This window comes from Enemella evansiae (genome assembly GCF_004362375.1).
GTDB classification, from domain to species: domain Bacteria; phylum Actinomycetota; class Actinomycetes; order Propionibacteriales; family Propionibacteriaceae; genus Enemella; species Enemella evansiae.
This window is the reverse complement of the sequence record NZ_SNXA01000010.1, coordinates 603,738-620,978: the sequence shown is the minus strand read 5'-3', so window position 1 is coordinate 620,978 and position 17,241 is coordinate 603,738. Positions and strand designations below refer to the sequence as shown.

Annotated in this window: 18 protein-coding genes; 9 read left to right on the top strand and 9 right to left on the bottom strand. The window is 71.0% G+C overall.

Annotated features, from left to right (window positions below; all coding sequences use genetic code 11):
- Positions 1-44 precede the first annotated feature (44 nt).
- The 7 genes from C8D81_RS14265 to C8D81_RS14235 all read right to left on the bottom strand — a co-directional run bounded on the left by C8D81_RS14265 (position 45) and on the right by C8D81_RS14235 (position 7,303).
- Positions 45-815 carry an ABC transporter ATP-binding protein gene (locus C8D81_RS14265; protein ID WP_094405091.1) on the bottom strand — a complete coding sequence of 257 codons (771 nt, stop codon included), beginning with the start codon at positions 813-815 and terminating at the stop codon, positions 45-47.
- Positions 812-1,774 (bottom strand): FecCD family ABC transporter permease, encoded by a 963-nt coding sequence (locus C8D81_RS14260; protein ID WP_208109293.1) that lies wholly within the window; start codon positions 1,772-1,774, stop codon positions 812-814. Before C8D81_RS14260 ends, C8D81_RS14265 begins: the two co-directional genes overlap by 4 nt.
- A gap of 8 nt (positions 1,775-1,782) precedes the next feature.
- Positions 1,783-2,754 carry a FecCD family ABC transporter permease gene (locus C8D81_RS14255; RefSeq protein ID WP_094359468.1) on the bottom strand — a complete coding sequence of 324 codons (972 nt, stop codon included), beginning with the start codon at positions 2,752-2,754 and terminating at the stop codon, positions 1,783-1,785.
- Positions 2,744-3,766, bottom strand: a complete 1,023-nt coding sequence (locus C8D81_RS14250; RefSeq protein WP_094405089.1) for an iron-siderophore ABC transporter substrate-binding protein — start codon at positions 3,764-3,766, stop codon at positions 2,744-2,746. Before C8D81_RS14250 ends, C8D81_RS14255 begins: the two co-directional genes overlap by 11 nt.
- 67 nt (positions 3,767-3,833) lie before the next feature.
- On the bottom strand, positions 3,834-4,703 hold the full coding sequence (locus C8D81_RS14245; RefSeq protein WP_094404016.1) for a siderophore-interacting protein: 870 nt from the start codon (positions 4,701-4,703) through the stop codon (positions 3,834-3,836).
- A 21-nt stretch (positions 4,704-4,724) separates the two neighbouring features.
- Positions 4,725-6,359: a 2-succinyl-5-enolpyruvyl-6-hydroxy-3-cyclohexene-1-carboxylic-acid synthase gene (gene menD / locus C8D81_RS14240; protein WP_208109292.1), complete on the bottom strand. Its 1,635-nt coding sequence runs from the start codon at positions 6,357-6,359 to the stop codon at positions 4,725-4,727.
- Positions 6,356-7,303, bottom strand: coding sequence for an o-succinylbenzoate synthase (locus C8D81_RS14235; protein ID WP_094359462.1), 948 nt, complete (start codon positions 7,301-7,303; stop codon positions 6,356-6,358). The genes menD and C8D81_RS14235 overlap by 4 nt, the downstream gene beginning before the upstream one ends.
- A 35-nt stretch (positions 7,304-7,338) precedes the next feature.
- On the opposite strand from C8D81_RS14235, the gene C8D81_RS14230 reads away from it, so the two are divergent.
- The 6 genes from C8D81_RS14230 (at position 7,339) to C8D81_RS14205 (ending at position 12,802) form a co-directional block, all read left to right on the top strand.
- Positions 7,339-8,526, top strand: a complete 1,188-nt coding sequence (locus tag C8D81_RS14230) for an AMP-binding protein (protein ID WP_133626292.1) — start codon at positions 7,339-7,341, stop codon at positions 8,524-8,526.
- Positions 8,523-9,425 carry a 1,4-dihydroxy-2-naphthoate polyprenyltransferase gene (locus C8D81_RS14225; protein ID WP_133626291.1) on the top strand — a complete coding sequence of 301 codons (903 nt, stop codon included), beginning with the start codon at positions 8,523-8,525 and terminating at the stop codon, positions 9,423-9,425. The genes C8D81_RS14230 and C8D81_RS14225 overlap by 4 nt, the downstream gene beginning before the upstream one ends.
- 164 nt (positions 9,426-9,589) lie before the next feature.
- Positions 9,590-10,984 (top strand): hemolysin family protein, encoded by a 1,395-nt coding sequence (locus C8D81_RS14220; RefSeq protein WP_133626290.1) that lies wholly within the window; start codon positions 9,590-9,592, stop codon positions 10,982-10,984.
- Complete coding sequence (locus C8D81_RS14215) at positions 10,984-12,012, top strand: CNNM domain-containing protein (protein WP_094432746.1); 1,029 nt, start codon at positions 10,984-10,986, stop codon at positions 12,010-12,012. Before C8D81_RS14220 ends, C8D81_RS14215 begins: the two co-directional genes overlap by 1 nt.
- A 29-nt stretch (positions 12,013-12,041) precedes the next feature.
- Entirely contained in the window at positions 12,042-12,302 is a 261-nt protein-coding gene (locus C8D81_RS14210; RefSeq protein ID WP_094359453.1) for a PLD nuclease N-terminal domain-containing protein, read from the top strand.
- A gap of 50 nt (positions 12,303-12,352) precedes the next feature.
- Positions 12,353-12,802 (top strand): hypothetical protein, encoded by a 450-nt coding sequence (locus tag C8D81_RS14205; protein WP_094432748.1) that lies wholly within the window; start codon positions 12,353-12,355, stop codon positions 12,800-12,802.
- A 106-nt stretch (positions 12,803-12,908) separates the two neighbouring features.
- Here the strand turns inward: C8D81_RS14205 and C8D81_RS14200 are convergent, their stop codons facing one another.
- Together C8D81_RS14200 and C8D81_RS14195 are read right to left on the bottom strand one after the other, a co-directional pair.
- The gene (locus C8D81_RS14200; RefSeq protein WP_094405083.1) at positions 12,909-14,474 is read right to left on the bottom strand and encodes a flotillin family protein; all 1,566 of its coding nucleotides are present in this window, start codon (positions 14,472-14,474) and stop codon (positions 12,909-12,911) included.
- Between the two features lie 34 nt (positions 14,475-14,508).
- The gene (locus C8D81_RS14195) at positions 14,509-15,033 is read right to left on the bottom strand and encodes an NfeD family protein (RefSeq protein ID WP_094432751.1); all 525 of its coding nucleotides are present in this window, start codon (positions 15,031-15,033) and stop codon (positions 14,509-14,511) included.
- A gap of 135 nt (positions 15,034-15,168) precedes the next feature.
- Here C8D81_RS14195 and C8D81_RS14190 point away from each other — a divergent pair, with 135 nt between their 5' ends.
- The 3 genes from C8D81_RS14190 to C8D81_RS14180 are packed head-to-tail and all read left to right on the top strand — an operon-like array spanning position 15,169 to position 17,239.
- Entirely contained in the window at positions 15,169-15,906 is a 738-nt protein-coding gene (locus C8D81_RS14190) for a hypothetical protein (protein WP_094404684.1), read from the top strand.
- A gap of 19 nt (positions 15,907-15,925) precedes the next feature.
- Complete coding sequence (locus tag C8D81_RS14185; protein ID WP_094404683.1) at positions 15,926-16,570, top strand: PRC-barrel domain-containing protein; 645 nt, start codon at positions 15,926-15,928, stop codon at positions 16,568-16,570.
- Positions 16,571-16,627: 57 nt separating this feature from the next.
- Positions 16,628-17,239, top strand: a complete 612-nt coding sequence (locus tag C8D81_RS14180; protein WP_133626289.1) for a MerR family transcriptional regulator — start codon at positions 16,628-16,630, stop codon at positions 17,237-17,239.
- Positions 17,240-17,241: the final 2 nt, after the last annotated feature.

Genomic DNA, 17,241 nt, shown 5'->3' with positions numbered 1-17,241 from the left:
GACACGCTCGCTGCGCGAGCTACTCGATGAACGTGAGGAACGGCTCAGCGCAGGACGCGCAGCATGGGGCGGGCGGTGTCCGGATCGACGAGAATCTCAACCGAGAGGCCGAAAACGCGGTCCATCAGTTCGGCGGTGAGCACCTCGGCGGGCGTACCGGCGGCGGCCACTCGCCCTCCGTCCAGCACGATCAGCTGGTCGGCGTACCGGGCCGCCTGGTCCAGGTCGTGCAGCACCGCGACGACCGCGCGCCCGTCGGCGGCCAGGTCGCGACACAGGTCGAGCACCTCGTACTGGTGGGCGATGTCGAGGAAGGTGGTCGGCTCGTCCAGCAGCAGTGCCGGCGTCTGCTGCGCCAGCACCAGCGCCAACCAGACCCGCTGCTGCTGGCCGCCGCTCAACTCGGCGACCCGCTGGGCGGCCAGCTCGGTGACCCCGGCGACGGCCATCGCCTGATCGATCGCCGGACCGTCCCCCTTCGCCCACGGTCGCCAGAGCCCGTGATGCGGGAACCGCCCGCGCCCCACCAGCTCGCGTACCGTCACCTGATCCGGTACCACCGGGGACTGCGGCAGGAACGCCACCTCCCGCGCGAACTCCTTGTGCGCAAAGGAATCCAGCGGCTTTCCCGCCACCTCCACCGATCCACCGGCGAGCGGCAGGATCCGCCCCAGACCGCGGAGCAGGGTCGATTTGCCGCTGCCGTTGGGCCCCAGGATCGCGGTGAAGGAACCGGCCGGCGCCCGCAGCGAGACCTCCTGCACCACCGGGGCGGCCCGATAGCCGACCGATACCGCGTTCGCCTGGATCGTCATCGATTCGCCCTCCGAAAGCTGGTGGCCAGTACGCCACCCAGATAGATTCCGCCCAGTCCGGCGGTGAGTACGCCGACCGGCAGTCCGGACACCAGCGGTGCCTGCTGCACGGCCAGATCGGCCGCCGACAACAGCAGCGCGCCGACCAGCGCGGTGGCCACGAGTTCACCGGGAATGCCGACCAGCCGGCGCGCGATCTGCGGCGCGGCCAGCGCAACGAATGCGACCGGCCCGGCGACCGAGACCGCGACGGCGCACCAGAACACCCCGAGCCCGATCAGGGCCGTCCGCGAGGCACCCGGTGGCGCCCCGAGGCCACTGGCCAGATCGTCACCGAGCTCCAGCACCCGCACCCGCTCGGCCACCAGCCAGGTGATCGGAAAACCAACCACCAGAGCGATCACGGCCAACAGCGCATGCCCGGGGTCGCGCGCGTTCAGCGACCCGGTCAGGTAGCCGACCAGCGCCATCGCCCGGTCCCGCAGCACGATCGCCACCACCAGTTGCACCACCGCCAGCGACAATCCGGCCACCCCGATCCCGGCCAGCACCATCCGCGCCGGCGAGCGGAATCCGGTCCCGGTCGCCAGATAGGTGAGGGTCACCGCGGCCAGTGCGCCGACGACGGCGCCGACCTGCACCGGCACCGTGGGGGTGAGCAGCTGGCAGAGCACCGCACCGGCACCCGCGCCGGCGGTCACCCCGATGATGTCGGGGCTGGCCAGCGGATTGCGCAGCGGGCCCTGGAACAGCCAACCCGCCATCCCGAGTGCCGCGCCGGCGCAGAGCGCGACGACGAGCCGGGGGCCGCGCAACCGCTCCAGCACGAACGCGACCCGGGTCGGTGCATCGCCACCCAGCCAGGCGAACACCTCCGCCGGGCCGATCCCGAGACGGCCCAGCGCCAACGTCGCCCCGGCCACCAGGACCAGCAGCGCGACCAGGACGATCCAGGTCACCGTGCGCCTCATCGCCATGCCGTCCTCCGCACCACGAGCAGCAGCAGGGGGGCGCCGCAGAGCGCCGTCACCACCCCGACCTGGATCTCCAGCGGCCGGGCGACGACCCGGCCGAGGGTGTCCGCCGCGAGCAGCAGGGCCGGGCCGACCAGCGCCGAGCCGATCACCTGGACCAGGAACCGGTGGCCGGCGACCCGGCGTACGATCGCCGGCACCGCCAACCCCAGGAACGCGATCGGCCCGACCACGGCGGTCGCGGTACCGGCCAGTACCGTCGCACAGAGCACGCCCAGCCAGCGCGTCCGGGCCGGATTGGAGCCCAGCGAGGCGGCCACCTCATCACCGAGCGCGAGCGCATCCAGCGGCGCGGTCAGCAGCAGCGCCCCGACCAGTCCGAGCACCACGAGACCGACCAGTACGCCCCAGGAGGACACCGGCGCGGCGAGCGAGCCGATGTCCCAGCTGCGATAGGCATCGAAGACATCCGGCCGGGTCAGAGTGATGGCCTGCACCACAGCGGTCAGCGCGGCCGAGATGGCCGCACCGGCGAGCACCAACCGCACCGGGGTCAGCTCCCCGCCCATCGCGGCGATCCAGGTGACCGCGGCCATCGCGACGAAGGCGCCGACGATGGCCACCGGCACCAGGGCGAGCCCACCGACACCGAGCAGCACCGCGGCGCAGACCGCGGCCGCCGCACCGGCGTTCACCCCGAGCAGACCGGGGTCGCCGAGCGGGTTGCGGACCACGCCCTGCAGCAGGCAGCCGGCGACCGCGAGCCCCACACCGACCAGCAGACCGAGCAGGGTGCGCGGGATCCGGGCGTCGATGATCAGCTGTGCCTGCTCGGGGGCGTTCCCCTGCAGCGCCGCCCAGACCTCGCCCGGGCGTACCGCCACCGAACCCAGACAGATGCTGGCGGTGACCAGCAGGGCGAGCAGGATCAGTCCCGCGGCCCCGCGCAGCAGGTCAGCCCGCAACCTTCGACGCCTGCGCGTCGATCAGCGGCAGGTAGCGCTCGATCGCCCAGGGCACGGTCAGCGGGTTGATCATCGAAGAACCGGTCACGAAGGACTGGTCGTTGCTGGCGATCACCGCGCCCTTCTGCACGGCAGGGATCGCGGCGTACAACGGCTGTGCCTCGACCTGCTTGCGGGTGTCCGCATCGCTGTAGAAGGTGAAGAACAGCTCGGCATCGGCGACCTTGTTGGCGTTCTCCAGCCCGAGCAGTGCCGAATCGGTGCCGCTGGTCTCGGGCAGCGTGGCGACCACCGGATCCAGCTTCAGCCCCAGCTTGGTCAAGAAGGCGACCCGCTGCTCATCGGGCAGGAAGATGCCCAGCGTGCCGGGCCCGTTGGTGTAGGCGTAGACGAAGGAGATGTCGCGGTAGTTGGGTCGGCTGGCGGCGGCCTTGGCGAAGGTGTCGTCGATCTCGGCGATCAGCCGGTCGCCCTCGGCCGGCTGGCCCAGCGCGGTCGCGATGGTCTTGATCTGCTGGTCCCAGTTGGTGCTCCACGCCTTGTCCGGGTACGCGATGGTGGGCGCCAGATCGGAGAGCACCTTGTACTGCTCGGGGGTGATGCCGGACCAGTTGGCCAGGATCAGATCCGGGTCGGCGGCCACGATCGCCTCGATGTCGAGCTCGGTGGATCCCTTGATCAGTGCGGGCAATTGGCCGCCGCGCTTCTCGACGGCTTCCCGGATCCAGGGCAGCTGGCCGCTCTGATCGGCACCCCACGGGTATGCCTCGATGCCGACCGGGATCACCCCGAGCGCGATCGCGGTCTCCGCGGACCCCTGGCCGAGAGCGACGATCCGCTTCGGCGCGGCGGGGATCTCGGCGGTGCCGAGCGCATGCTTGATGGAGACCGGGAAGGCGCCGTCCGAGCCGCCCTCCGCCGGTGGCTGGGCCTGCGGCGACGGGGACGCGGAGCAGGCGGAGACCAGCAACAGCACCAGGCCGACGAGTAGGGCGGAGAGACGGGAACGCATCGATTCTCTTTCTGGGTGGGGAATCAGGGCAGGTGGGGGTGGGTGGACAAGTTCAAAGAGGGTCTGTTCAGCATTCGGCCCGACCGCGGCGCCAGTAGCCCATGAAGGCCACCTCGCTGCGGTCCCAGCCGGTGCTGACCAGATGGCGGCGGATGGTGGTCACCACCCCGGCCTCACCGGCGATCCAGGCGAATCGGCGGCCACCGGTCTCCGGCGCCTCCGCAGTGGTCGGGGTGTCCCAGAGGATCGCGTCGTCGTCGCCCAGCTCGGCCCGCGCGGCGGGTTCGCCGATCACCGCGGCCAGCAGCAGCTCACCGATCTCGTGCTTCTCGTTCCTGGGCAGGATTTCCACACCGACACCGGCCGGAGCCGGGAGCGCAATCCGGTCGGCGTCGGTGGGAACCTCCAGCAGCACCCGGCCACTGATCGTCTCGGGCAGTGCCGCCACGATCGAGCGGATGGCCGGCAGCGCGGTCTCGTCGCCGACGACCAGCACCTCGCCGGCGCCGTCGGGCCGCCACTCCAGGCCGAGCCGGTCGTGACCGGTCAGCCGGGAGTCCGGTCCGACCAGGATCGCCTGCTCCCCGGGTTCGGCCGCGCCGGCCCAGCGGGTGGCGGGGCCGATGTCACCGTGCCGGGCGACGATGACGTCGACCTCGCCGACCTCGGGGCGCACCGCGGCCGGGGTGAAGGTACGCACGGGGCGGCGCTCCATCTCCGGCAGGGCGCGCCAGGCGGCGTACCAGTCGTCCCCGGGTGGGAAGTCCGCCAGATCGTCGCCCCTCCCCCGCGGCAGGACCAGCTTGATCCGCTGGTCCAGGCAGGTGGCACCGAAATGCTGCAGCTCGGGACCGGTGAAGGTCAGCTGCCGCAGTTGCGGGGTCAGGTCGGTGGCACGCTCGAGCACGACACGGAACTGGCTGTACGGGCGACTCACACGAGAAAAGGTAAGGCTTGCCTAACTAGGCGTCAACCCCAGTTTCCGCAGTTGCTGATCCATCGCGCGGCGGTCCTGGCGCCCCACCGGCACCTCGATCACCTCTTGTCCGACAACCGGTTCGGCGAGCAATTTGTTCAACTCCACAAGGGATTTCGCCCGGTCATACCGCCAGCCGTACCCCTCGACGACCGGTTGCAGCCGCACCCCGGTCGGCGTACCGAAGACCCGCTCGAAACCTGTGGCGTACGCCTCATCGCCCTGTTCCAGACTGTGGAAGATCGAGCCACCGTCGTCATTGACCACCACCAGCCGCAGCCGCGGGCGCCGCTCCAGCGGCCCGATCAGCAACCCGCCGACATCGTGCAGGAAGGTCAGATCGCCGAGCAGTGCGGTCACCGGCTCGTCGGTCGCCAGGCCGATCCCGGCCGCGGTGGACACGGTGCCGTCGATCCCGGCCAGCCCGCGATTGGCATAGACCAGGAACGGATTCTTCGGCACCGGCGCCAGATCGAGGTCGCGGATCGGGTTCGACGATCCGGCCACCAACACATCGTCGGCGCCGAGGGAGGCGACCACCGCCGCCGCGGCCGTCTGCCCGGTCAACCGGTCACCGAGGAGTCCATCGATCCCGACCGAGACCCGTTCCCCCGCCGCGGTCCAGCGCTCGAGCCAGTCGTCCCGGGACGGCTCCTCACAGTGCACCTCGGTCGCGACCCGCATCCGCGGCGCGGCGACCTGCAGTCGGCTGGTTTCGGTGACCACCACCGTCTCCACGTCGGTACGCCGCAGCAGGCGCGTCACCGGCCGGGACAGCGTGGGGTGCCCGAACACGATGACCCGCTCGATCTCCTTGCCCAGTGGGGTCTCCAACAACAGCCGGTAACCGCGGACCGCCGCACCGGACCGGGCGTTGGAGGTCGGTTCGGCCAGCAGTGGCAACCGGCCCTGTTCGGCGAGCCGGCGGGCCCGCTGCCCCATGGTGGGTGTCGCATCACCGGCCAGCACCACCGTGCGACGGTCCCCGGACAGCCGATACGGCACGGTCTCGACCACCCCGGGTGCCGATTCGACCGGATCTCCCGTCGCCCCCTCGCGCGGAGCCTCGCCGTCCTCGTCGGAGATCAGCGGCTCGCTCAGTGCGACGTTGAGGTGCACCGGCCCGGGGTCCCGGGTGAACACCCCGGACGACGAGCGCAGCAGCCGCTCGAACTGGAAAGCCCAGGCGTCGGAATCGCCTTCCTGGTTGGAGATCCGGGCGCTGGCACGGACGAAGTGGCCGAAGATCCCTGCCTGATCGGTGGTCTGGTTGGCGCCGGTGTGCGCCATCCAGGACGGCCGGTCGGCGCTGATCACCAGCAGCGGAACCCCGGAGTGGGCGGCCTCCATCACCGCCGGCAGCAGATTGCCGACCGCAGTGCCGGAGGTGGTGACCACCGCCGCCATCCGCCCGGACGCCTTGGCCAGGCCGAGCGCCAGGAACCCGGCATCCCGCTCATCGATCCGCACGTGCAGCTCCAGGCCGCGCTCGCGGGCCGCCCGTTCCAGTGCCAGCGCCAGCGGCGCGGAGCGACTTCCGGGGCTGAGCACCACCGGCGAGCCCGCGGTCTCGAGACCGCGCACCAGCGTCTCGGCCAGCCGCATGGCGGCGTTCACAGCGGTACCCCCGCGAGCCGGGTTTCCCACCGGGCAACGGTTTCCTCGTCGGCGGCGCAGCGCCGCAACGCATCGGGATCGGCCTCGACGGCCCGCACCGAGATGGCCCCGTCGACCGCGGTCAGCGAGTCGGCGACCAGGTCGTCGGTGAGCAGGGAGCGGGTGTTCAGCCCGCAGGCGTGGGGCAGCTCCGGCAGGGCAGCGGCCAGCGCGACCCCGGCGGCCAGCCCGATCGAGGTCTCCAGCGCCGAGGAGACCACCACCGGCAGCCCCAGCAACTCGGCCAGCTCCAGGCAGCGGCGCACCCCGCCCAGCGGCTGCACCTTCAACACCGCCACATCGGCGGCCGCCAGCTCCGCGACCCGCTCCGGGTCACCGCTGCGCCGGATCGACTCATCGGCCGCGATCGGCACCGAGATCCCCTTCTGCAGCAGGGTTCGCCGCAATCGGGCCAGGTCCTCCACCGAGGCGACCGGTTGCTCGGCGTACTCCAGCCCGAACCGTCCCAGCTCCCGCAGCGCGGCGACCGCCTGGTCGAGATCCCAACCACCGTTGGCATCCACGCGGACCCGGCCGTCGGCGCCGAGCGCATCGCGGACCGCTTCCACCCGCGCCAGGTCGTCGGCCAGCGTCTGCCCGGGCTCGGCGACCTTGACCTTGGCGGTCCGGCAACCGGAGTCACGCGCCACGGCGTACGCCTGTTCCGGGCCCACCGCGGGAACCGTCGCGTTCACCGGCACCGACTCCCGCACCGGCTCCGGATAGCCGTCGTCGGCCGCCTCCCGTGCGGCCGCCAGCCACGGCTTCAGCTCATCACCGTGATAGTCGAGGAACGGACTCCACTCCGCCCAGCCGCCGGCACCACGCCAGACCATCCCCTGCCGTCGGGTGATGCCGCGGAACCGGGTCCGCATGGCGATGTCATAGACGTGGAGCTCGGGCACCCGCGCAGTCTAAGGGGTCGGACTACAGTGAGCAGGTGCTGCTCCGACCCCTGCCCGCCGGCGACCCCGCGCTCGTGGCGGCGCTGCGACAGGCACTCGACGGCGGACCGGCGCTGGCCCCGCTGCCGGCCGACCCGCAGGCGGCGGAGGCCGCGCTCGCGATGCTCCGCCCCGACCAGCCGCTGGAGCACACCGACACCGCGCTGATCGTCGCCACCTCCGGCTCCACCGGCACGCCGAAGGGCGTGCTGCTCTCCGCCGATGCGATCCGGGCCGGGGTCATCGCCACCCACCAGGCCCTCGGCGGCCCCGGCGACTGGGTGCTCGCCCTGCCCGCCCACTACGTCGCCGGGATCATGGTGATCGCCCGGACCCTGGTCGCCGGCACCGAGCTGGCGTACGCCGACCCGCGGCTGGGCGACCTGCCCACCCCGACCCGCCCGACCTATCTCTCGCTGGTGCCGACCCAGCTGCACCGTGCCCTCGACTCCGCCGAACTCACCGAGACACTGCGGGCGTACGCCGCGATCCTGCTCGGCGGCGCCGCCGCCCCGCAGCCGCTGCTGGACCGCGCCGCCGCGGCCGGGGTGCGGGTGGTGACCAGCTACGGGATGAGCGAGACCTGCGGCGGCTGCGTCTACGACGGCGTACCGCTGCCCGGACTCCGGGTCGACCTGCTCGGCGAGCGGCACCGGATCGCGCTGTCCGGACCGATGCTGTTCTCCGGTTACCGGCTGCGCCCCGAACTCACCGCCGAGACCCTGCAGGACGGCCGGCTGCTGACCAATGACCGCGGGGAGTGGGTGCCACGTCGGCCGAGCGAGGGAGGCAACTCATCGCGACACGCTCGCTGCGCGAGCTACTCGATGAGCGTCGGTGAGTCGAAGCCGCTGCTCCGGGTCCTCGGCCGGCTCGACGACGTGGTGATCTCCGGCGGCGTCAACGTCGATCTGGCGGCGGTGGAACGGGAACTGCACCGGCACTGGCCGCAGGCCGCCGCGATCGGCGTACCCGATGAGACCTGGGGGCAGCTCGTGGTCGCCGCGGGCACCGACCTGCCCGACCTGCAGACCCTGCGCGAGACCCTCGACAGCCTGGCCCCCGAGGCCCGGCCGCGGGGCCTGCTGCGGCTCGATGTGCTTCCGAGGACCAGCAGTGGGAAGGTGGATCGCCAGCGTCTGATCGCCTGCTGGCCCGACCACCACGACAAGGAGCTGCTGTGACCGGCCAGCCGGAAGCCACCCGCCACCCCAGGTTCGCCGACTGGGTGGCCGGGGCGCGACCGCGGACCCTGCCGGCGGCGCTCTCCCCCGTGCTCGCCGGCTCCGGGGTCGCCCGGTTCGCCGGGGCCTTCGACCTCGGGATGGCTCTGCTCGCGCTGCTGGTCGCGATCGCCCTGCAGATCGGCGTCAACTACGCCAACGACTACTCCGACGGCATCCGCGGCACCGACGCCGACCGGGTCGGGCCGATGCGGCTGGTCGGCTCCGGCACCGCCTCCCCGGCCGCGGTGAAGCGGGCCGCCTTCGGCTGTTTCGCGGTCGCGGCGGTGGCCGGGCTGGCGCTCTGCCTGTGGAGCGGGCAGTACTGGTTGGTGCTCGTCGGTGCCGCCTCGGTGCTCGCCGCCTGGTACTACACCGGTGGCCGCAATCCCTACGGCTACCGCGGTCTCGGCGAGGTCTTCGTCTTCATCTTCTTCGGCCTGGTGGCGGTCTGCGGCACCGCGCTGGTGATGCAGGGCCGGTTCTCGCTGCTGGCGTTGGCGGTGGCCTGCGCGATCGGCTTCCTGGCCTGCGCCATCCTGGTCGCCAACAACCTGCGCGACATCCACGGTGATCTGGAATCCGGCAAGCGCACGCTGGCGACCCGCTTCGGTGACCGCGGTACGCGCTGGTTCTATCTCGGGTTGCTGGTCGCGACCGCGATCGCCGTGGCTGCGGCCGCCTGGCTGAGTACGCCGTGGGCGCTGCTCGGGCTGGTGTTCGTTCCGCTGCTGGTGCCCTCGACCCGGATCGTGCTGGGTGGTGGAGTCGGCCCCGAGCTGATCACGGTGCTGAAGGCCACCGGGATGGCCGAACTGGCCTGCGCCGCCGGCCTGTTCGTCGGCTTCCTGCTCGGCTGAGTGTTGGCCCGGTTCCGGGCATGTCCTACACTCTGCGAAAGCCCTGACACACGACGGAAAGAAGCCGTGAGCCATCGCACCACCTCCGACTCGGAGGGTCGATCGTCCAGCTCCACATCGGAGCCTCCCAGTATCGCGCTGAGCCCCTCAGGGGGTGACGTCTCGTGCCCGAGTTGTTGAGCATCGCACTGGGCATCCTCATCACGCTGGTGATCATCGCCGCATGTGGGTTCTTCGTCGCCCAGGAGTTCGCCTACATGTCGGTCGACCGGTCGCGGATCGCGGCCCAGGCCGAACGCGGTGACCCCAAGGCCAAGCGGGTCCAGGCCATCACCCAGCGCACCTCCTTCATGTTGTCGGGTGCCCAGCTCGGCATCACCGTCACCGGCCTGCTGATCGGTTACGTCGCCGAGCCGATGATCGGCGATCCGCTCGCCGAGCTGCTCTCCGACACCGGCCTCAGCCGCGGTGTCGCGGTGCTCCTGGGCACCACCGGCGTACTGATCCTGGCGACCATCGTGACGATGATCTTCGGCGAGCTCTATCCGAAGAACCTCGCGATCGCGAGCCCGGAACCGCTGGCCCGGGCGCTCGCCCTGCCGACCCGGATCTATCTGGTCGCCTTCGGCTGGCTGATCACCGTGTTCGACAAGGCGGCCAACGGTCTGCTGCGGCTGCTGCGGATCGAGCCGCTCGAGGATGTCGACGCCAGCGCCAACGCCCGCGACCTCGAGGCGATCATCGAGGAGTCCCGGGCCAGCGGCGATCTGCCCGATGACCTGTCGATCATGATCGACCGGATCATCGACTTCCCGCGCCGCGATGTCGAGCACGCGATGGTGCCGCGCACCCGGGTCGACTCGATCTCCCCCGACGCCACCATCGGCGAGGTGCGCTCCCTGATGGCGACCGGCCACACCCGCTATCCGGTGATCGGCCACGAGGACTCCCCGATCGGCATCGTCGAGCTGATCGACCTGCTGCGCCGCGCCCACGACGACACCGCACCGGTGTCGAGCGTGATGCGGGAGACGGTGGTGATCCCGACCTCGATGCCGCTGCCGGATGCTCTCGAGCGGATGCAGCAGACCCGCAACGAGCTGGCCTGCGTCGTCGACGAATACGGCAACTTCGACGGGATCCTCACGATCGAGGACCTCACCGAGGAGGTCGTCGGCGAACTGTCCGACGAGCACGATGTCGAAGTGGATGAAGTGGTGGCCGTCGACGACGACCACTGGAGCCTGCCCGGTGACATGCATCTCGATGAGGTCGAGCGGCTGATCGGGCACGATCTGCCGGAGGTCGACACCGAGACCATCGCCGGGCTGGTGGTGAGCGTGCACGGCGACCTGCTGCCCGAGGGCGGCACGGTGCGGATCGACCTGCCGGAGAAGGCCTCCGAGTCGGTCCAGGGCATGCACATCGACCGCTGGCTCGAGGTCCAGGTCACCGAGGTCGAGCGGCACGTCCCCTCCCAGGTGTTGGTGAGTTTCAACGAGGTCGACCACGACGGCGTACGCGAGGGTGACGACGTGAGCGAAGGGAAGGTGCGCTGATGGCCTGGTGGGCAGTCACCCTGATCACGATCGCACTGATCATCGCCAGCGCGTTCTTCGTCATCATCGAGTTCGCCCTGCTGGCGGCGCGACGGCACCGGCTCGAGGAGGACGCCCCGCGCTCCGCCGCGGCCCGCGCCGCCCTGCGCGGCATGAACGAGCTGACCCTGATGCTCGCCGCGGCCCAGCTGGGCATCACGGTGTGCACCTTCCTGCTCGGCGCCATCACCAAGCCGGCGATCTACAAACCGTTGGCGCCGGTGCTGCGCGACTGGGGGCTGCCGCTCTGGCTGGCCGACGCGGCCGCCTTCGGGTTCGCGCTGATCGTCGTCACCTTCCTGCACCTGGTCGTCGGCGAGATGGCGCCGAAGTCGTGGGCGATCGCCCACCCCGAAACCGCCGCGAAGTCGGTCGGCCTCGCCTCACGCGGTTTCGCCTGGCCGCTGCGCCCGTTCCTGCTGTGGATCAACCACGTCGCCAACCGGCTCGTCGCGGCCTCCGGGGTCGAGCCGGTGGAGAAGGCGGCCGTCGGCGGGCAGGACGCGGACACGATCCGCGAACTGGTGTCGCATTCCCGGGAGGCCGGGGTGCTCGAGACGCAGTACTCCGCGCCGATCGAGAACGCGATCGGGCTGGGATCGCTGACGGTGCGCGACATCGTCCGCACCGATCGGACCCCGACCGCGGTCCCGGTGGACGCCACCGCACTGGACGTGCAGGAGGCGTCCGCGCGGAGCGGGCACCTGCGGGTGCTGGTCGGTACCGGACCCGGGTCGAAGATCGTGCACGTCCGCGACACCCTCGACATCCCGGAGGCCACTCCGGTCTCGGAGATCGCCCGGGCGGCCTTCGTGCTCTCCCCCGAGGCGACGGTGTTGGACACCCTCACCACGATGCGCCGCGAGCACGAACAGCTCGGCATCGTGGTCGACGGTGACGAGCTGGTCGGGGTCGTGTCGCTGGACGATCTGCTGCGGGAGGTGTTGCCCGGACCGGCCGATCCGCTGGTCCAGGCGGTACGCGGGTAGCCGGTTGCGCAGCGAACTAGAATGAGGTCATGCTCAGGTTCCTGCCGTTGATCATCATCGTGATGCTGATGATCTACTGCGTCGTCGATGTGGCTCAGTCCCGCAGCGACGAGGTGCGGATCGCTCCGCGCTGGCTCTGGGCCGCCGCGGTGATCCTGTTGCCGCTGTTCGGCGCGGTGACCTGGCTGTTCTGGGGCCGCCCGAACGCCGCCTCCATCGCCGAGGCCGAAGCCGACCGGCATCCCGCCGCCCCTGACGACGACCCGGATTTCCTGCGCCGATTGCGCTGACCACGGCCCGGAACTCGCCCCTGCACCCGGGACCTGCTAGGAACAGGGCCATGCAATCCGACCCGCTCCAGCCGCTCAAGATGACCGTCGGCACACTGGCCACCGGCTGCGTGATCATCGGCGTCGTCGTCGCCGGCATGATCATGACGCCACCGGAGGAACCGGCATCGCTGGGCCAACAGGTGGTGCCGATCCTGCTGCCACTGATCACCGCCGCCGTCGGCTGGACCCTGCTGCGCCGTCCGCCCGCCCCGACCGGTGACCAGGCCGCCGGCCCGCAGGCCATGGCCGCACTCCGGTCGCGGACCATGCTCGCCGCGGCCATCACCGAGGCCGGCGGGTTCCTCGCCTTCGCGTTCGGCTTCGTCTTCGAGTTCCCGCCCCTGGCGGTGACGATCGCACTGGTGCTGGCCGGCGTACTCGTGCTGGCCGTGGCCTGGCCCCGGATGTCCCGCCTCGAGGAGTGGGAGCGGGAGATGCGCCGGCAGGTCCGGCGCTGACCCTTTGACCCGTCGCTGCGCTCCTCGTTCAGGGAACGGGTCACCGGACGCACGAAACCCCTGCCGCAGCAGGGGTTTCGTGGTGTGTGGTGTGAGTGCAGGCGAGTCAGCGGATCTCGGCGCCGTCCACCCCATCGTGGGCCGAACCGTCGGCGGTCACCGAGGCCGGCACCCGCGCGGGCGCCTTCTCCCGGGCCTCGTCGGTGTACTTCTCCAACAGCTTCGACAGGTCGACACCGGTGGTGTTCTTGATCAGCTCCATCGTCTGCACGACGTTGTTGGTGACCTGCTTCGGCACCGCACCGGCGCCGTCGGTGGAGACCACGGTCAGCTTGTCGATGCCCGCCATCGGGGCGGCGACCTTCTCGGCCACCTGCGGCAGCACCTCGACCAGCATCTGCAGCACCGCGGCCTCGTTGTACCGCGCGAACGCCTCGGCGCGCTTGTTCATCGCCTCGGCCTCCGCCTGGCCCTTGGCCAGGATCGCCGCCGCCTGCGCGTCACCCTCGGCGCGGACCGCGTCGGCCTCGGCGACACGACGGGCCTTCTCCGCCTCACCGCGGCGGGCACCCTCGATGGCCTCCGCCTCGGCGAGCGCGGCGCGGCGGGACTTGTCGCCCTCACCGGTGAGCCGGGACTTCTCGGCATCCGCCTCGGCGGCCGCGATCGAGGCGGCCTTGTTGGCGTCCGCCTGCCGGATCGCGGCGGTACGCCGGGCCTCGGCCTCGGTCTCCACCCGGTACCGCTCGGCGTCGGCGGGCTTGCGCACCTCGGTGTCCAGCTGGCGCTCCTTCAGCGCCGCCTGGCGGACCGCCACCTTCTCCTGTTCGGCCAGGATCGCCTGGTCCCGGTCGGCCTGCGCCAGCGGACCGGCAGCGGATGCCTGCGCCTGGGCGGCATCGGTCTCCGCCTTGATCTCGGCATTCTTCAGCGACAGCGACCGATCCGCGACCGCGACCTGGGTCTCCGCCGAGATCCGGGCCTGCTCGGCCTCCTGGCGCGCCGCAGCCTCGGCCACCGCCGCCAGCTGACCGACGCGCGCCGCCTCCGGGCGACCGAGGTCGGAGAGGTAGGAACCGTCATCGGTGATGTCCTGGATCTGGAAGGTGTCCAGCACCAGCCCCTGCCCGGTGAGCGAGGACTCCGACTCATCGGCGACCCGCTGCGCGAACGCGGCCCGGTCACGGATGATCTGCTCGACGGTCAGGCCGCCGACGATGGAGCGCAGCGAACCGGCCAGGGTCTCCTGAGTGAAGGTCTCCACCTCGTCCTGCTGGGACAGGAATCGCTGGGCGGCGGCGCGGATCGAGTCCTCGTTGCCGCCGACCTTGACGATCGCGACGCCATCGAGATTCAGCCGGATTCCCTGCTGGGACACGGCTCCGCGGATCTGCACCATGATCCGGCGGGAGGAGAGATCGAGCACGTGCAGGCGCTGCACGAACGGCATCACGAAGACACCGCTGCCCATCACGACCTTCTGGCCGGACAGGTCGCTGGAGATCTGCCCGGTTTCGGGGTTCTTGACTTCCTTGCCCTTGCGGCCGGTGACGATGTACGCCTCATCGGGCCCGGCGACCTTGTAGCGGCTGGCGATCAGAAAGCCAACCAGCAGGACGATTGCGACGATGCCGATCACGGCGATCACGATCGGTGACAAGAGACCTGTCATCGAGTTCCTTCTTTCATTTCTTGTGTGGAGGGGTTCAGCTGGTCGCGGGTGGGTCGTTCACGTCCGCACGGACCACCACCGAGGTCGGGGAGAGGACGCCGACCACCTCGATCGGGGTTCCGGCGGTCAGCGGTTCGTGGGCGCGGGCATTGAGTTTGGTCGGGTGGCCGCGCAGCACCACGCGTACCTCGCCGTAACCGTCGGTGGGGATGTCATTGATCACCCGGCCACGGGATCCGGTGAGGTGCTCCTGGCGCACCGTCACATCGCCGGTGTTCCGCTCGTCGCGCAACCGGCTGGTCAGCACGCTGGCGCCGACCCCGACGAGGACGCCGACGAGCACCCCGGCCACGATGGCGATGGTCAGACTGCCACTCAGCTCGAGCGCGATCGCGCCGCCGAAGCCGAAGGCACCGATGAAACCGGCCAGCCCGGCGACCGAGAAGAAGTCACCGCCGATGGTGTCGAATCCGAGGAGTCCGTCGAACAGGTCGCCCAGCAGCATGGCCACCAGGAGCAGCACCACGCCCAGCCCACCGAGGGCCAGCAGCACGATCATTCGAACCCATCCCGTCCTCCACCTGAGGCGAATCCTAGGGCCCGGTGGGGTCAACCGGGAGCCCGTCGTCACCTTGGCCGCCTTGCCGCACCCGGCTAGGGTGGGCGGCGTTTTCGACACTCGGGAGGTTCCGGCATGCGGCGACACCTGGCAGCGAGCTGCGCCCTGACGGCGGCGGTGCTGCTGACCGCCTGCACCGGCGGGGAGAGCGAGACCGCCCCGCCGGCCGAGGCCCCGAACCCTCCGGCGGTCACCGCGACCCCCGAGGCCTCCCCGACGCCGACCGAGTCCGCCGCCACACCGGTGGAGCCGACCCCGGCGGCGAGCGAATCCGTGGCGGCCGGGACGACCGATCCGGCCAAGCTGGACGGCGCGCTGCTCAAGCCCGAACAGCTGCCCGGTTGGGAGCGGGCCGACGACGCCAACGAACCGGTACCGGCCACGGCCGATCCCGAACCGTGTGCGGCCATCTACCAGCAGACCGTGGGCAAGGTCGCCAGCGACTTCGGGGCGACTGCGGCGTACACCAAGGATTCGCTGTTCCTGCAGGAATTCATCGACCTGGTGGACAACGGCAGCCAGTCGATCTCCGACATCGAGAAGACCGTCGGCCAGTGCCAGAGCTTCAGCGTCGACGAGGGGGGCGAGATGACGAAGTTCACCGCCACCCCGATGGCGGTCCCCGCGCTGGGTGACAAGGCGTACGGGTTGCGACTCGGCGTCGACGGCGCCGACAAGGCCGAACTGCTCTATGTCTGGGTGGCCTACAAGGACACCGTGATGACGATGCACATCGACGGCGAGAAGGTCGACGAGAAGCTGCTCACCGACACCGCAGCCCAGGCGACCGACACCCTGAAGGCAACCATCTGACCACGGCTGCCATGCTGGGATGACACGCACCGTCCGGGTGCGTCTGGAACGGGAGGATGCAGTGACCGATCAGCCGAACCGGACTCAGGACCAGCCCCAGCCGGTACCCGATCAGCCGGTCTCCGGCCGGACCGCCGACGACGACACCCTGTTCGAGGCGATCTCCCGGGCCACCGTCCGGGATCGCGACGGCAACAAGCTCGGCAAGGTGGGCCAGCTCTTCCTCGACGATCGCAGCGGTCGGCCGAGCTGGGTCACGGTGAAGACCGGGCTCTTCGGCACCTCGGAGACCTTCGTGCCGCTGCAGGGATCGAGCTTCGACAACGACGAGCTCACCGTCGATCGCACCAAGGACGTCGTCTCCGACGCCCCGCGGATCGACCCCGAGGGCCACCTGGATCCGGCCGATGAGGACGCGCTCTACGACTACTACGGGCTCGACAGCGCCAGCACCCGGGACGCCTCGGATCCGCAGAACGAGGTCACCCCGGCGGCCGAGCAGAACACCTACGGTGCCGAGTTCAACAACACCGCCGGCCTCACCGAGACCCGGCCGGCCGCGGCGGATCGCGATGTCGACCCGGTCGGTGGCCTGAACTCCCCCACCGTCGACGCGGCGGCCGACATTCCGCCGGTCCGGCCGCGGCTGCGCCGGCACCGCTGAGCGGGAAGCGCAACTTCCCCCTACCACCATGACACTGACAGTGTTACTGTTAGTGTCATGGATGACGCCACGCTGCTTCCCGAGCCGCCCCCCGAGGGGTGGGGCCTGGACCCGTTCCTCGAGGTGGCGGCCGCCCAGCTCAGCGAGTTGGGCCTGACCGGCGCGGCACCGGATCGCCGGACGGTGCGCTACTACGCCACGGCCGGGTTGCTGGACCGCCCGGAGAGCCATGGCCGGGAGGTCCGCTACCGGCAGCGTCAGCTGGCGCAGCTGCTCGCGGTGAAGCGACTACAGGCCGCGGGGGTACGCCTGGCCGCGATCGCCGAGCGGATCGGCGGGGTGAGCACCGACCAGCTGGCCCGGCTCGCGCACACCCCACAGTCCCTCGAGACCGGTCCGGCCGAGTTCTGGCGCCAGCATCCGGCCGACGCGGCTCCGCCGGCCGCCCCCGCGGCACCCCCACCGGTGGCACCCGGGTCGGTGCAGCGCCCGTCGGTGCTCACGCTCGCCCCCGGCGTACGCCTGGTGCTGGACGCCGACCTGTCCCCGACCGAAGCCGCCGCCCTGACCCGGGCCGCGGCCCCGTTGCTGACCCGCATCGCCGCCCTCGGTCTGGGCGCCGACACAACGAAGGCCCCCGGCGTGGCCGCCGACACCACGAAGGAATGACG

Bases quoted from the DNA above. Each gene is read 5' to 3' on its own strand.
- C8D81_RS14265 (WP_094405091.1), bottom strand. From the start codon at position 815: ATGACGATCCAGGCGAACGCGGTATCGGTCGGCTATCGGGCCGCCCCG.
- C8D81_RS14250 (WP_094405089.1), bottom strand. From the start codon at position 3,766: ATGCGTTCCCGTCTCTCCGCCCTACTCGTCGGCCTGGTGCTGTTGCTG.
- C8D81_RS14215 (WP_094432746.1), top strand. From the start codon at position 10,984: ATGGCCTGGTGGGCAGTCACCCTGATCACGATCGCACTGATCATCGCC.
- C8D81_RS14210 (WP_094359453.1), top strand. From the start codon at position 12,042: ATGCTCAGGTTCCTGCCGTTGATCATCATCGTGATGCTGATGATCTAC.
- C8D81_RS14205 (WP_094432748.1), top strand. From the start codon at position 12,353: ATGCAATCCGACCCGCTCCAGCCGCTCAAGATGACCGTCGGCACACTG.
- C8D81_RS14200 (WP_094405083.1), bottom strand. From the start codon at position 14,474: ATGACAGGTCTCTTGTCACCGATCGTGATCGCCGTGATCGGCATCGTC.
- C8D81_RS14195 (WP_094432751.1), bottom strand. From the start codon at position 15,033: ATGATCGTGCTGCTGGCCCTCGGTGGGCTGGGCGTGGTGCTGCTCCTG.
- C8D81_RS14190 (WP_094404684.1), top strand. From the start codon at position 15,169: ATGCGGCGACACCTGGCAGCGAGCTGCGCCCTGACGGCGGCGGTGCTG.
- C8D81_RS14185 (WP_094404683.1), top strand. From the start codon at position 15,926: ATGACACGCACCGTCCGGGTGCGTCTGGAACGGGAGGATGCAGTGACC.
- C8D81_RS14180 (WP_133626289.1), top strand. From the start codon at position 16,628: ATGGATGACGCCACGCTGCTTCCCGAGCCGCCCCCCGAGGGGTGGGGC.